Source organism: Enterobacter cloacae complex sp. R_G8 (assembly GCF_024599795.1).
Classification (GTDB): Bacteria; Pseudomonadota; Gammaproteobacteria; order Enterobacterales; family Enterobacteriaceae; genus Enterobacter; species Enterobacter dissolvens.
Genome location: NZ_CP102246.1, coordinates 611,816 through 626,907, shown reverse-complemented (window position 1 = coordinate 626,907; position 15,092 = coordinate 611,816). Strand labels below are relative to the sequence as shown.

General features: G+C 56.3%; 13 protein-coding genes. 7 read left to right on the top strand and 6 right to left on the bottom strand.

The genetic code is table 11. From position 1 onward, the window contains the following. Window positions 1–8: 8 nt before the first annotated feature. Window positions 9–878, top strand: coding sequence for a phosphoribulokinase (locus NQ842_RS02865; protein ID WP_013099054.1), 870 nt, complete (start codon window positions 9–11; stop codon window positions 876–878). A gap of 66 nt (window positions 879–944) precedes the next feature. On the opposite strand, the gene NQ842_RS02860 is transcribed toward NQ842_RS02865, so the two are convergent. Then, a complete protein-coding gene (locus NQ842_RS02860) occupies window positions 945–1,349 on the bottom strand; it encodes an OsmC family protein (protein WP_010436331.1) in 405 nt (134 codons plus the stop codon). Between the two features lie 310 nt (window positions 1,350–1,659). Between NQ842_RS02860 and crp the strand changes: the two genes are divergently transcribed. Further along, on the top strand, window positions 1,660–2,292 hold the full coding sequence (gene crp / locus NQ842_RS02855) for a cAMP-activated global transcriptional regulator CRP (protein ID WP_000242758.1): 633 nt from the start codon (window positions 1,660–1,662) through the stop codon (window positions 2,290–2,292). A gap of 57 nt (window positions 2,293–2,349) precedes the next feature. After that, window positions 2,350–4,437 (top strand): YccS/YhfK family putative transporter, encoded by a 2,088-nt coding sequence (locus tag NQ842_RS02850; protein WP_014833534.1) that lies wholly within the window; start codon window positions 2,350–2,352, stop codon window positions 4,435–4,437. On the opposite strand, the gene NQ842_RS02845 is transcribed toward NQ842_RS02850, so the two are convergent. The 4 genes from NQ842_RS02845 to ppiA form a co-directional block, all read right to left on the bottom strand. Continuing rightward, the gene (locus NQ842_RS02845) at window positions 4,434–5,654 is read right to left on the bottom strand and encodes an aspartate aminotransferase family protein (protein WP_014833535.1); all 1,221 of its coding nucleotides are present in this window, start codon (window positions 5,652–5,654) and stop codon (window positions 4,434–4,436) included. The genes NQ842_RS02850 and NQ842_RS02845 overlap by 4 nt on opposite strands. A gap of 86 nt (window positions 5,655–5,740) precedes the next feature. After that, window positions 5,741–6,304, bottom strand: a complete 564-nt coding sequence (gene pabA, locus NQ842_RS02840; protein WP_020690475.1) for an aminodeoxychorismate synthase component 2 — start codon at window positions 6,302–6,304, stop codon at window positions 5,741–5,743. A gap of 30 nt (window positions 6,305–6,334) precedes the next feature. Continuing rightward, window positions 6,335–6,919, bottom strand: a complete 585-nt coding sequence (locus NQ842_RS02835) for a putative adenosine monophosphate-protein transferase Fic (protein ID WP_013099060.1) — start codon at window positions 6,917–6,919, stop codon at window positions 6,335–6,337. 105 nt (window positions 6,920–7,024) lie between these two features. Further along, window positions 7,025–7,597, bottom strand: coding sequence for a peptidylprolyl isomerase A (gene ppiA, locus NQ842_RS02830; RefSeq protein WP_013099061.1), 573 nt, complete (start codon window positions 7,595–7,597; stop codon window positions 7,025–7,027). A gap of 278 nt (window positions 7,598–7,875) precedes the next feature. On the opposite strand from ppiA, the gene tsgA reads away from it, so the two are divergent. Next, window positions 7,876–9,060 (top strand): MFS transporter TsgA, encoded by a 1,185-nt coding sequence (gene tsgA / locus NQ842_RS02825; RefSeq protein WP_014833539.1) that lies wholly within the window; start codon window positions 7,876–7,878, stop codon window positions 9,058–9,060. 3 nt (window positions 9,061–9,063) lie between these two features. Here the strand turns inward: tsgA and NQ842_RS02820 are convergent, their stop codons facing one another. After that, window positions 9,064–10,380 carry a cytosine deaminase gene (locus tag NQ842_RS02820; RefSeq protein WP_014833540.1) on the bottom strand — a complete coding sequence of 439 codons (1,317 nt, stop codon included), beginning with the start codon at window positions 10,378–10,380 and terminating at the stop codon, window positions 9,064–9,066. Window positions 10,381–10,621: 241 nt separating this feature from the next. Between NQ842_RS02820 and nirB the strand changes: the two genes are divergently transcribed. From nirB to cysG, 3 genes are all read left to right on the top strand, one after another. Beyond that, entirely contained in the window at window positions 10,622–13,165 is a 2,544-nt protein-coding gene (gene nirB / locus NQ842_RS02815; RefSeq protein WP_046889437.1) for a nitrite reductase large subunit NirB, read from the top strand. After that, on the top strand, window positions 13,162–13,488 hold the full coding sequence (gene nirD, locus NQ842_RS02810) for a nitrite reductase small subunit NirD (RefSeq protein ID WP_013099065.1): 327 nt from the start codon (window positions 13,162–13,164) through the stop codon (window positions 13,486–13,488). Before nirB ends, nirD begins: the two co-directional genes overlap by 4 nt. Before the next feature lie 135 nt (window positions 13,489–13,623). After that, entirely contained in the window at window positions 13,624–14,997 is a 1,374-nt protein-coding gene (gene cysG / locus NQ842_RS02805) for a siroheme synthase CysG (RefSeq protein WP_013099066.1), read from the top strand. The last annotated feature ends 95 nt before the right edge of the window (window positions 14,998–15,092 follow it).

The window sequence follows — 15,092 nt, the reverse complement described above, 5'->3', positions numbered from 1 at the left end:
GAGTTGCTATGTCTGCCAGACATCCGGTTATTGCCGTTACGGGGTCGAGTGGTGCGGGAACCACCACCACCAGCCTCGCGTTTCGCAAGATTTTCGCCCAGTTGAATCTCCGTGCGGCGGAGGTCGAAGGCGACAGCTTTCACCGCTATACGCGCCCGGAGATGGACATGGCCATCCGCAAAGCGCGCGATTTGGGCAAACACATCAGCTACTTCGGCCCGGAGGCCAATGACTTCGGCCTGCTGGAGCAAACGTTTCAGGAGTACGGCCTAAGCGGCAAAGGCCAGTCCCGCAAATATCTGCACACCTACGACGAAGCCGTTCCCTGGAACCAGGTCCCGGGCACCTTTACTCCCTGGCAGCCGCTGCCGGAACCTACCGACGTGCTGTTTTACGAAGGATTGCACGGCGGCGTGGTGACGCCGCATCACGACGTGGCGCGACATGTGGATCTGCTGGTCGGCGTGGTGCCAATCGTTAACCTGGAGTGGATCCAGAAGCTGACGCGAGACATCAGCGAGCGCGGCCATTCGCGTGAGGCGGTGATGGATTCGGTTGTGCGCTCAATGGAAGATTACATCAATTATCTGACACCACAGTTTTCCCGCACCCACATCAACTTCCAGCGTGTGCCGACGGTGGACACCTCTAACCCGTTCGCGGCCAAAAGTATCCCGTCGCTGGATGAGAGCTTTGTGGTGATCCATTTCCGTAATCTCGACGGCATCGATTACCCCTGGCTGCTGGCGATGCTGCAGGGTTCGTTTATTTCTCACATGAATACGTTAGTGGTGCCCGGCGGAAAAATGGGGTTGGCGATGGAGCTGATCATGACGCCGCTGGTGCAGCGGTTGATGGAAGGGAAACAGATCGCATAATCATATTCCCTCTCCCAGTGGGAGAGGGTTAGGGTGAGGGCATCAACACGCGTGATGCCCCATCAATCACGCCTCGATCACTTCATACGAATGGGTAATTTTTACCGCCTTCTCCAGCATCAATGCCACAGAGCAGTATTTCTCCGCTGACAGATCGACCGCGCGTGAAACGGCCGCATCTTTTAGTTCTTTCCCGGTGACAATAAAGTGCAGGTTGATGTGGGTGAACAGGCGTGGCGCCTCTTCGCGACGTTCAGACGTGAGCTTAACTTCGCAATCCGTCACATCATGACGGCCCTTTTGCAGAATCGACACCACGTCAATCGCGCTGCATCCCCCAGCCGCCATCAGCACCATCTCCATTGGGCTGGGTGCTTTATCGCCGGAGTTACCGTCCATCAAAATCTGGTGTCCTGAAGCGGACTCGCCCAGGAACGTTAAACCTTCTACCCATTTCACGCGCGCTTGCATATTCATTAACTCCAACGTTGCATTTTTGGTGACAGATTACGCGTGCGTTACATTTCTCGCAATGGAAGGCGACCTGCGTCATGCTGAAGCGAGACACCAGGAGACACGCGGCGAAAGCTATGCTAAAACACTCTGGATGCTACAGTAATACATTGACGTTACACATGTATGCAGAGGACATCAAACTTTACTGGCTGCGAAACGTTACGACAGCCGACTTCCCAGGTATGGGTAAGAATTCGATTGCAACCCCAGAGTCCGGATGCATCTTATGACTCTGGTGACAGCTTATAACAGAGGATAACAGCGCATGGTGCTTGGCAAACCGCAAACAGACCCGACTCTCGAATGGTTCTTGTCTCATTGCCACATTCATAAGTACCCATCGAAGAGCACGCTGATTCACCAGGGTGAAAAAGCGGAAACGTTGTATTACATCGTCAAAGGCTCGGTGGCAGTGCTGATCAAAGATGAAGAAGGGAAAGAGATGATCCTTTCTTATCTGAACCAGGGCGATTTCATCGGTGAACTGGGCCTGTTTGAAGAAGGCCAGGAACGTAGCGCCTGGGTTCGTGCAAAGACAGCATGTGAAGTGGCTGAAATTTCCTACAAGAAATTCCGTCAGTTGATTCAGGTTAATCCTGACATCCTGATGCGTCTTTCTTCGCAGATGGCTCGCCGTCTGCAGGTCACATCAGAGAAAGTGGGTAACCTCGCCTTCCTGGACGTGACCGGCCGTATCGCGCAAACGCTGCTGAACCTGGCGAAACAGCCAGACGCCATGACTCACCCTGACGGCATGCAAATTAAAATTACCCGCCAGGAAATTGGTCAGATCGTCGGTTGCTCCCGTGAAACAGTGGGCCGTATCCTGAAAATGCTGGAAGATCAGAACCTGATCTCCGCCCACGGTAAAACCATCGTGGTTTACGGAACCCGTTAATCCCGATAAAACGGCGTGCCATCGCAAGGTGTCACGCCGTTTTTGTCTCTACTCCTCATGTGGCGCAGGCTGATTTATCACCCGGAAGTTAACTACGCACTGCGACAAACGCTGGTGTTGTGCCTTCCTGTGGCCGTGGGCCTGATCCTTGGACATCTTCAACAAGGGCTGCTGTTCTCTCTCGTACCTGCCTGCTGCAATATTGCCGGTCTCGACACCCCGCATAAGCGTTTTTTCAAACGACTGATTATTGGCGGTTCGCTGTTTGCCGGGTGTAGCCTCGCCGTGCAACTGTTGCTGGCCCGCGATATTCCGCTGCCGCTGATCCTGAGCGTGCTGGCGATGACGCTGGGGGTGACCGCCGAAATCAGTTCGCTGCACGCGCGTTTACTGCCCGCCTCACTCATTGCGGCCATCTTTACCCTCAGTCTCGCAGGTAACATGCCGGTATGGGAACCGCTGCTGATCTACGCCCTCGGTACGCTATGGTATGGCCTGTTTAACTGGTTCTGGTTCTGGCTGTGGCGGGAACAGCCGCTGCGTGAATCCCTGAGCCTGCTCTATGTCCAGCTCGCAGAGTACTGCGAAGCCAAATACACGCTGCTGACTCAGCATACCGACCCGGAAAAATCGCTGCCGCCGCTGCTGACGCGCCAGCAGAAGGTGGTGGATCTGATAAGCCAGTGCTACCAGCAACTGCACATGCTGGCCGCCAACAAGAACCACGAATACAAACGGCTGCTGCGCACCTTCCAGGTGGGGCTGGATCTGCAGGAGCATATCTCTGTGAGCCTGCACCACCCGCAGGAGGTGCAAAAGCTGGTGGAGCGCAGCCATGCCGAAGCGGTGATCCGCTGGAACGCGCAGACCGTGTCCGCACGTCTGCGGGTACTGGCCGACGACATTCTTTATCACCGCTATCCCACCCGCTTTAACATGGACAAGCAACTCGGCGCACTGGAGAAGATCGCCCGCCAGCACGAGGATAACCCGGTGGGTCAGTTTGCCGCCTGGCACTTCAGCCGTATTGCCCGCGTGCTGCGTACCCAGCGCCCGCTCTATCCTCGTGACCTGATGGCGGATAAGCAAAAGCGCCTGCCGCTGCTGCCTGCACTTAAAAGCTATCTCTCGTTTAAATCTTCCGCCCTGCGCAACGCCGCCCGGATTAGCGTGATGCTGAGCATCGCCAGCCTGATGGGCATGGCGCTCCATCTGCCCAAACCCTACTGGATATTAATGACGGTACTGTTTGTCACCCAGAACGGCTACGGCGCCACGCGGGTGCGTATTCTGCACCGGGCGGGCGGAACCATGGCGGGGTTGATTATCGCGGGCGTAACGCTGCACTTCCACGTGCCAGAAGGCTATACGCTGGCAGGCATGCTATTGATTACCCTGGTGAGCTACCTGATCATCCGCAAGAACTACGGCTGGGCGATGGTGGGCTTTACGGTCACGGCGGTATACACCCTGCAGTTGCTTACGCTCAATGGCGAACAATTTATTGTCGCCAGGCTTATCGATACACTGATTGGCTGCCTGATTGCCTTTGGCGGAATGGTCTGGCTGTGGCCACAATGGCAAAGCGGCCTGCTCAGGCAGAACGCCCACGACGCGCTGGAGGCCGACCAGCAGGCTATCCGCCTGATCCTGAGCGACGATCCGCAGCCCTCCCCGCTGGCGTATCAGCGGATGAAGGTCAACCAGGCGCATAACGCCCTGTTCAACTCGCTGAATCAGGCGATGCAGGAGCCCGGCTTTAACTCGCACTATCTGGCGGATATGAAGCTCTGGGTGACGCACAGCCAGTTCATCGTCGAACATATCAACGCGATGACCACGCTGGCGCGTGAACATACCATGCTGACACCGGACCTGGCGCAGCGCTATTTGCAGTCGTGTGAGATTGCCCTGCAGCGGTGTCAGCAGCGCCTGGAGTATGACGCACCGGGTGAATCGGGGGATTCGAACATTCTGGAAGCGCCGGAAACGCTCACCCACGGGCCAATGAGCACCCTGGAGCAGCATCTGCAGCGTATTCTGGGGCATCTGAACACCATGCACACCATTTCGTCGGTGGCATGGCGTCAGCGTCCGCATCACGGCATCTGGTTAACGCGGCGGTTAAAGCGAACCGAATATTAGCCTTTAACGATCTTCGCCACCGCCGCGGCAAAGCGGGTTAATCCATCTTCAATATCGTTCTCTTCGACCACCAGCGACGGCGCAAAGCGCATCACGTCCGGGCCAGCGTTGAGCACCATCACCCCTTCGTGAGCAGCGGCGTGCAGGAAATCGCGTGCGCGGCCTTTGTACTGCGGCTTCAGCTCTGCACCAATCAGCAGTCCCATACCACGGATCTCGCTGAAGACATCGTACGTTTCGTCGATCTGCTGCAGATGTTTCACGAACAGCTCGCGCTTCGCCTGAACGCCGCTTAACACCTCCGGCGTATTGATGATATCAAACGCCGCACCGGCGATGGCGCAGGCCAGCGGGTTTCCGCCGTAGGTGGAGCCGTGAGAGCCAACGTGGAAGGCGGAGGCGATCTCCTGGGTGGTGAGCACCGCGCTGACCGGGAAGCCGCCGCCGAGCGCTTTGGCGCTGGTCAGAATATCCGGCGTCACGCCGTAGTGCATGTAGGCGAACAGGGAGCCTGTACGCCCCATCCCGCTCTGGACCTCATCAAACACCAGCAGCGCCTGATGCTGATCGCACAGCGCGCGCAGCCCTTTGAGGAATTCCGGCGTTGCCGCCGTCACGCCGCCTTCCCCCTGAATCGGCTCAACCACGACCGCGCAGGTATGGTCATCCATCACTGCTTTCACCGCATGCAGATCGTTAAACGGTACATGAATGATATCGGCGGGTTTCGGACCAAAACCGTCGGAATACTTCGGCTGGCCGCCAACGGAAACGGTAAACAGCGAACGACCGTGGAAAGCGTTATGGAAAGCGATGATTTTGGTTTTGTACGGGCTGTGGCGCGTTGAGGCGTAGTAACGCGCCAGCTTGAAGGCGGTTTCGTTGGCTTCCGTACCGGAGTTCATAAACAGCACGCGCTCGGCGAAAGTCGCGTCAATGATCTTACGCCCCAGGCGCAACGCCGGTTCGTTGGTAAACACGTTGCTGGTGTGCCACAGGGTTTCGCCCTGGGTTTTCAGCGCCTCGACCAGTGCAGGATGGCAATGCCCCAGCGCCGTCACCGCAATCCCCCCGGCGAAATCCACGTACTCTTTCCCCTGCTGATCCCAGACGCGGCTGCCTTTTCCCTTTACCGGGATAAACTCGGCCGGTGCATAAATCGGCAGAATGACTTCATCGAATGTCGCGCGGGTAATTGCAGATTGTTCAGTTGCCATGTCATGACCATCCATTTTATGTCACAGTGATTGTGAAAATATAATCACAAAATATGCATAAAAAATCACAACAAGGCAACAGATATTCAGCGATTGAGGAAATTAGCCAGCAGCTGGTGTCCCTGTTCGCTGAGAATACTCTCCGGGTGGAACTGCACCCCTTCGAGATCCCATTCACGATGGCGAATGCCCATGATCTCCTGCGTCTCGCTCCAGGCGGTCACCTCAAAGCAGTCGGGCAGCGTCGGCGGGTCAATCACCAGAGAGTGGTAGCGCGTGACGGTTAACGGGTTATTTAACCCACTAAACACGCCCGTGCCGGTGTGGGTAACCGGTGAGGTTTTACCGTGCATCACCCTGGCAGCACGGACGATGGTGGCGCCAAACACCTGCCCGATGGCCTGATGGCCAAGGCAGACGCCAAGGATCGGCAGCCTGCCGGCGTAGTGGCGGATCACATCCAGAGAGATGCCCGATTCCGATGGAGTACACGGCCCCGGCGAGATAACGATTTTCTTTGGGGCCAGCGCGTCAATCCCGGTCAGGCTGATGTCGTCGTTACGGCGGACAACCACCTCTGCACCCAGCTCACAAAAATACTGGTAAAGGTTCCAGGTGAAGGAATCGTAGTTATCAATCAGCAGAATCATGGCGGCTCCCGAAAAAAATGCCGCCCTATTCTACTCAGATTCCCGCGCTTCGCTCACTACTTTGGCAAAGATAGCGTTCAGGGCGGACAAATCTCCCGTTGCGCCGCTCTGGTTAGCCGCGACCCACTGCTCAGGATCGATATCGCGCCAGTCCAGCAGGTAACCCGCATGGATCGCCAGCTGTTCAAAGAAAACGCGCTGCGCAATGCCATTACCACTCGCAAAAGGATGCAGCATATTGATTTCACAATAGTAATGGCTTATCCGCTCGATAAACTCCTCTTTCTGAAGACCCACCAGGTACCGGTCGCTTTCCAGTGCCGACATCAATTCATTGCCCATCTTCTCAATGTATTCGAAATGGCAAAAAGGGATGTCCCCTTTGAAAATATCGTCCGTACGGTATTCACCTGCCCGTTTCATCTCTCTGCGATACAGATGGCGGTGAATAAGGCACAGATGGGGCAACCCAGGCGCTGAAGGCCCAAGTTCCAGTGTCTCAATCTGGGGATCTGAAGGGCCATGACCCTTTTCAAGGAGACAACTGGCCTGAAAATTGACGTTACGCTGCTGCTCCCAGAGACGGGATTTTTGCTTATCGGTGAGTTTTTTCACTTAACGCCTCCCTGAATATGTCCGTTTGCCAAAGTATAAGCAGCAAAACGCGCTTTCGCAGGGAGGGCTACCAACACGGGCGAGACACGCCCGTGTCAAAGAGGATTACGGCAGTACTTTTGCAGAGAGGATCACGACCGGTTTGGATGGCACATTCTGGTATGGCCCAACGTCGTGGGTCTGTACCTGAGAAATCTTGTCCGCCACGTCCATCCCTTTTACCACTTTACCAAACACCGCATAGCCGAAGTCACGCTGGCCGTGGTCGAGGAAGGCGTTATCCGCCACGTTGATAAAGAACTGGCTGGTGGCGCTGTCTTTATCCGCCGTACGCGCCATGGCGATGGTGCCGCGGGTGTTCAGCAGGCCGTTGTCCGCTTCGTTTTTGATCGGGGGGTTCGGCTGTTTCTGCTGCATCTGCTCGTTGAAACCGCCGCCCTGCACCATAAAGCCTGGGATCACGCGGTGGAAGGTGGTGTTGTTATAAAAGCCGCTGTTTACGTAGTCGAGGAAGTTTTTCACAGAAACCGGGGCTTTCTGGCTATTCAGTTCCAGCTCAATATTCCCTGCGGAGGTGGTCAGCAGAACATGAGGGTCCCCTTTTGCTGCCAGCGCGGCCGGGGAAACGGCAGAAAGAGCAAACACAGCTGCGACAGCCGCCAGTGTTGATTTGAGCATGAGAATTCCTTAACAAAGCGCAGTATAAAAAGCGAATGGCTTGATTCTAAAGAGCAGTATGAACGGAGACCAGCCTTTTACCTAATTTTACGAAATTGAAACAGTTGTTACCGCGCAAACGATTGGTTACGGCGCTATTTTATGTGATCGTGATCACATAAAACCCTGCAATGAAGCTCATATTTTCTTTAAAAGATATGAATGGATCACTTTCGCGACTAAAATCTGCCCGCTCTCAGCGCCCATCCGGCGCTTTTCTTTTCCTGAACAGGCCAGACATGACTAACAGCAATCGTATCAAGCTCACATGGATCAGCTTTTTCTCCTACGCCCTAACCGGCGCGTTGGTGATCGTCACCGGGATGGTGATGGGAAATATCGCAGACTACTTCCATCTGCCCGTTTCCAGCATGAGTAACACCTTCACCTTCCTCAACGCGGGGATCCTGATCTCCATTTTCCTGAATGCCTGGCTGATGGAAATTGTTCCGCTGAAAACGCAGCTGCGTTTTGGTTTTGTGCTGATGGTCGCCGCCGTGGCGGGTCTGATGCTGAGCCACAGCATCGCCCTGTTCTCCGCCGCCATGTTCGTGCTCGGTCTGGTCAGCGGGATCACCATGTCGATTGGTACCTTCCTGATTACCCATATGTATGAAGGCCGTCAGCGCGGCGCGCGCCTGCTGTTTACCGACTCCTTCTTCAGCATGGCCGGGATGATTTTCCCGATGGTCGCGGCCGTTCTGCTGGCGCGCAGCATTGAGTGGTACTGGGTCTACGCCTGTATCGGCCTGGTTTACGTGGCCATCTTCATCCTGACCTTCGGCTGCGAATTCCCGGTTCTGGGTAAAAAAGCACAGACCACGGCAGAGCCTGTGGTGAAAGAGAAATGGGGTATCGGCGTACTGTTCCTCTCCATTGCCGCGCTGTGCTACATCCTGGGTCAGCTGGGCTTTATCTCCTGGGTGCCGGAATACGCCAAAGGTCTGGGCATGAGCCTGAACGACGCGGGCAAACTGGTGAGCGATTTCTGGATGTCTTACATGTTCGGCATGTGGGCGTTTAGCTTCATCCTGCGCTTCTTCGATCTGCAGCGCATTCTGACCGTGCTGGCAGGCCTGGCTACCGTGTTGATGTATATGTTCATCAACGGTTCCCCGGAGCATATGCCGTGGTTCATTCTGACCCTGGGCTTCTTCTCCAGCGCCATTTACACATCGATCATCACCCTGGGCTCCCTGCAGACCAAAGTGGCCTCGCCGAAGCTGGTGAACTTCGTCCTGACCTGCGGCACCATCGGCACCATGCTGACCTTTGTGGTGACGGGGCCGATCGTCGCCCACAGCGGTCCGCTGGCGGCGCTGCACACCGCTAACGGTCTGTACGCTGTGGTGTTCATTATGTGCTTCATCCTGGGCTTTGTGACCCGCCACCGCCAGCATAACGCGGCAGCGGCGTCTCATTAATCCCTACGCCCCTTTGCGCTCGGCAGAGGGGCTGTTTCTGGCAAAGCTCACCTCTTCTCCCCCGATATCCATCTGGATCCAGGTCTGCGCCAGCTGCGTGGTGGCAATCACGCGCCCCTGCCGAATGGACCAGCGCACCGGCACCTGACAGCGTACCGCCTCAAACCCACTTTCTGCAGGCAAAATCACCAGGTTCGCCGGGTTACCCGTCTCAATACCGTAATCGCTCAGGCCAAACGTGCGGGCGCTGTTATGGGTGATCAGGTTCAGGCCGCTGTCAATTTGCGGGTAGCCCATCATCTGACAAACGTGCAGCCCCATATGCAGCACCTGCAGCATATTGCCGGTACCGAGCGGATACCATGGATCAAACACATCATCATGTCCAAAGCAGACGTTAATGCCCGCCGCCTGCAGTTCCTTCACGCGGGTGATGCCCCGACGCTTCGGATAGTCGTCAAAACGCCCCTGCAGGTGGATATTCACCAGCGGATTCGCCACGAAGTTAATGCCCGACATCTTCAGCAGGCGGAACAGCCGGGAGGTATACGCGCCGTTGTAAGAGTGCATGGCGGTGGTGTGGCTGGCCGTGACCCGCGCGCCAATGCCAGCTTCATACGCCAGCGTGGCGACCGTCTCCACAAAGCGGGACTGCTCATCGTCGATTTCATCGCAATGAATATCCAGCGGACGGTCGTATTTCTTCGCCAGGTCAAAGGCGATATGCAGGGACTGCACGCCGTATTCCCGGGTGAATTCGAAGTGCGGGATGGCACCCACCACATCCGCGCCCAGCGTTAATGCCTCTTCCAGCAGCGCCGCGCCGTTCGGGTAAGAGAGAATGCCTTCCTGCGGGAATGCCACGATTTGCAGCGTCACCCACGGCGCGACCTCCTGTTTAACCTCCAGCATCGCCTTCAGGGCGGTAAGCCTCGGGTCGGAGACATCCACGTGGGTGCGGACAAACTGGATCCCGTTGGCAATTTGCCACTTCAGCGTTTTCCATGCGCGCGCTTTGACATCGTCATAGCTGAGCAGCGCCTTACGCTCCGCCCAACGTTCAATCCCTTCAAACAGCGTGCCGGACTGGTTCCAGTTGGGTTCGCCCGCTGTCTGGGTGGTATCCAGATGAATGTGCGGCTCGATAAACGGTGGAATGGCCAGTCCGCCGCGGGCATTTAAGACCTCATAGCTTTCGCTGTGGGTCTCGTCCATGGGCGAGATATCACCAAAACGACCGTTCTCGATGGCGATCTGCCACAGCCCTTCGCGATCCGGTAAACGAACATTCTGCACAAGCCAAAGCGGTGTTGTAGACATACCTTTCCCCTGAAAAACGTGGCTGAAATTAAGGAGTACCTGTTTTTCCAAAAATAGCCACTTTTTTTGTACATAAAATCGACGACAACGAAAAGCCAGCGATTTCCATAACTTATAAAAATCCTGACAAATCATACATCTACCACCTAGGGAGTAGGCGAAGGCGTATTTGATTTGCATCAATAAGTGCCCCTGCTGAATCGTTAAGGTAGGCAGTAATAGAAAAGAAATCGAGGCAAAAATGAGCAAAGTCAGACTCGCTATCATCGGTAACGGCATGGTCGGCCACCGCTTTATTGAGGATCTTCTCGATAAAGCCAGCGCTGAGCAGTTCGATATTACCGTGTTCTGTGAAGAACCCCGCAAGGCGTACGACCGTGTGCACTTGTCTTCCTACTTCTCCCATCATACCGCCGAAGAGCTCTCTCTGGTGCGTGAAGGTTTCTATGAGAAGCATGGCGTAAAAGTGCTGGTGGGCGAACGCGCTATCACCATCAACCGTCAGGAGAAAGTGATCCACTCCAGCGCTGGCCGTACGGTTTTTTACGACAAGCTGATCATGGCGACTGGCTCATATCCGTGGATCCCGCCTATCAAAGGTTCGGAAACGCAGGATTGCTTCGTTTACCGTACCATTGAAGATCTCAACGCCATCGAATCCTGCGCACGTCGCAGTAAACGCGGCGCGGTGGTCGGGGGCGGCCTGCTGGGTCTGGAAGCAGCCGGAGCGTTGAAAAACCTCGGCGTTGAAACGCACGTCATCGAATTTGCCCCGATGCTGATGGCCGAACAGCTGGACCACATGGGTGGCGATCAGCTGCGCCGTAAGATTGAAAGCATGGGAGTGAAAGTCCACACCAGCAAAAACACCAAAGAGATTGTGCAGGAAGGCACCGAAGCGCGTAAAACCATGCGCTTTGCCGACGGCAGCGAGCTCGAAGTTGACTTTATCGTCTTCTCCACCGGTATTCGCCCACGCGACAAGCTGGCCACCCAGTGCGGCCTGGCGGTTGCCCAGCGCGGCGGGATCATGGTGAACGATACCTGCCAGACCTCCGACCCGGATATCTATGCTATCGGCGAATGTGCCAGCTGGAATAATCGCGTATACGGTCTGGTGGCGCCGGGCTACAAAATGGCGCAGGTCGCCGTTGACCATATCCTCGGTAACGAAAACGCCTTCGAAGGCGCGGACTTAAGCGCCAAGCTGAAGCTGCTGGGCGTGGACGTGGGCGGCATTGGCGATGCGCATGGCCGCACGCCGGGCGCACGCAGCTACGTTTATCTCGACGAAAGCAAAGAGATCTATAAACGCCTGATCGTCAGCCAGGACAACAAAACCCTGCTCGGCGCGGTGCTGGTGGGCGACACCAGCGACTACGGCAACCTGCTGCAACTGGTGCTGAACGCCATCGAACTGCCGGAGAATCCGGACGCGCTGATCCTCCCGGCGCACGCCTCCAGCGGCAAGCCGTCTATCGGCGTCGATAAACTGCCGGACAGCGCGCAGATCTGCTCCTGCTTCGACGTCACCAAAGGCATGCTGATCGCCGCCATTAACAAAGGCTGCCACACCGTTGCGGCGCTGAAAGCGGAAACCAAAGCCGGGACCGGCTGCGGCGGCTGTATTCCTCTGGTCACTCAGGTGCTGAACGCCGAACTGGCGAAACAGGGCATCGAAGTGAACAACAACCTGTGCGAGCACTTCGCGTACTCTCGCCAGGAGCTGTATCACCTGATCCGCGTGGAAGGCATTAAATCCTTCGACGAACTGCTGGCCAAGCACGGCCAGGGTTATGGCTGCGAAGTGTGTAAACCGACCGTCGGATCCCTGCTGGCCTCCTGCTGGAATGAGTACATCCTCAAACCCGAACATACGCCGCTGCAGGATACCAACGACAACTTCCTGGCGAATATCCAGAAAGACGGGACTTACTCCGTTATCCCACGCTCCGCGGGCGGTGAAATCACCCCGGAAGGGCTGGTGGCCGTGGGCCGTATCGCGCGTGAATTTAACCTCTACACCAAAATCACCGGTTCCCAGCGTATCGGCCTGTTTGGTGCGCAGAAAGATGACCTGCCGGAAATCTGGCGTCAGCTGATTGAGGCGGGCTTCGAAACCGGTCACGCGTATGCCAAAGCGCTGCGCATGGCGAAAACCTGCGTGGGCAGCACCTGGTGCCGCTACGGCGTGGGCGACAGCGTGGGCTTCGGCGTCGAGCTGGAAAACCGCTACAAAGGCATCCGTACCCCGCACAAAATGAAGTTCGGCGTCTCCGGCTGTACCCGTGAATGTGCCGAAGCGCAGGGGAAAGACGTGGGGATCATCGCCACCGAGAAAGGCTGGAACCTGTACGTCTGCGGTAACGGCGGGATGAAACCACGCCACGCTGACCTGCTGGCGGCCGATCTTGACCACGACACGCTGATTCAGTATCTCGACCGCTTCATGATGTTCTACATCCGTACCGCCGACAAACTGACCCGTACCGCTTCCTGGCTGGATAATCTGGAGGGCGGCATCGACTACCTGAAATCGGTCATCATCGATGACAAGCTGGGGCTTAACGAACATCTGGAAGCCGAGATGGCGCGCCTGCGCGCGGCGGTGATTTGCGAGTGGACGGAAACCGTCAACACGCCAGCGGCACAGACTCGCTTCAAACACTTCATCAACAGCACCCAGCGCGACCCGAACGTGCAGGTAGTAGCAGAGCGCGAACAGCATCGTCCGGCGACACCTTATGAACGTATTCCGGTGACGCTGGTGGAGGAAAACGCATGAGCCAGTGGGTAAACATCTGCAACATTAATGACATTCTGCCGGCAACCGGCGTCTGTGCGCTGCTGGGAAACGAGCAGGTCGCGATTTTCCGCCCTCGCCACGACGAACAGGTTTTTGCCATCAGCAATATCGACCCGTTTTTTGAGGCCAGCGTCCTCTCCCGCGGGCTGATTGCCGAGCATCAGGGTGAGCTGTGGGTCGCCAGTCCGCTGAAAAAACAGCGTTTCCGTTTAAGCGACGGACTGTGCATGGAAGATGAAAGCTACTCGGTGAAGCACTACGACGTTCGCGTGAAGGACGGCCAGGTGCAGTTAAAAGCCTAACCCCCCGCCTTTCCTATAGGAAAGGCTTATGACCCCTTATGGGTAACGGCAGGAAAAACCGTATGTTTCCGGCGATTCCTGCTGTTATTCTGACGTCAATTCTTACCCCCTCCATGAATGCTGTGAGGTAATGTCGTGGACCACCTGCCGATTTTCTGTCAATTACGCCATCGTGACTGCCTGCTTGTGGGTGGCGGCGATGTGGCTGAACGCAAAGCCCGCTTGCTGTTAGAGGCTGGTGCCCGCCTTACGGTTAACGCCCTCGCCTTCGCACCTCAGTTTGAAGCCTGGGCGAAGGAAGGGATGCTCACGCTGAATCAGGGGGAGTTTAACGAGTCCCTGCTGGATACCTGCTGGCTGACTATTGCCGCGACGGATGACGATGAAGTGAATCAGCGCGTCAGCGATGCCTGCGAAGCGCGTCGCATCTTCTGCAACGTGGTGGATGCGCCGAAAGAAGCCAGCTTTATCATGCCGTCGATAATCGACCGGTCACCGTTGATGATTGCGGTGTCGTCAGGTGGCCGCTCACCGGTTCTCGCCCGCCTGCTGCGGGAAAAACTGGAAGCGCTGCTGCCGCAACATCTTGGGCAAATTGCCCATTATGCAGGGCAATTGCGTTCCCGGGTGAAGCAAACCTTCGCGACCGTGGGCGAGCGCCGTCGCTTCTGGGAAAAATTCTTCGTCAATGACCGGCTGGCCCAGTCGCTGGCCAATCAGGACGTGAAGGCGGTTGAAGAGACGACCGAGCAGTTGCTCTCTGAACCGCTGGATCATCGTGGCGAGGTGGTGCTGGTAGGTGCAGGCCCCGGCGATGCGGGATTACTGACGCTGAAAGGTCTCCAGCAGATCCAGCAAGCCGATACCGTTGTCTATGACCGTCTGGTCTCCGATGAGATCATGAATCTGGTACGTCGCGATGCGGACCGGGTGTTTGTGGGTAAACGTGCGGGTTATCACTGCGTGCCGCAGGAAGAGATTAACCAGATCCTGCTGAGAGAAGCGCAAAAAGGAAAACGTGTGGTGCGCCTGAAGGGCGGGGATCCGTTTATCTTTGGTCGCGGCGGCGAGGAACTGGAAACCCTGTGCAACGCAGGTATTCCGTTCTCTGTGGTGCCTGGCATTACGGCAGCATCCGGCTGTTCGGCATACTCCGGTATTCCATTGACCCATCGTGATTACGCGCAGAGCGTGCGTCTGGTGACGGGGCACCTGAAAACCGGCAGCGAACTGGACTGGCACAACCTGGCCGCCGAAAAGCAGACGCTGGTCTTCTATATGGGGCTGAATCAGGCCGCTACGATCCAGGCGAAATTACTGGAACACGGCATGGAAGCGGATATGCCCGTCGCGCTGGTGGAAAACGGCACCTCCATTAAGCAGCGCGTGGTAAATGGCGTGCTGACACAGCTGGGTGAGCTGGCGCAGCAGGTTGAAAGCCCGGCGCTGATTATTGTCGGCCGCGTGGTTGAACTGCGCGATAAACTCAACTGGTTCTCAAATCACTAGCGCATATTCTCCCTTCTTCGGGTAGTCCTTAACCGGACTACTCCCCTGTTACTGCTGTCGATAACATACCTCCCGCGAAATGGAACTTTTCCATT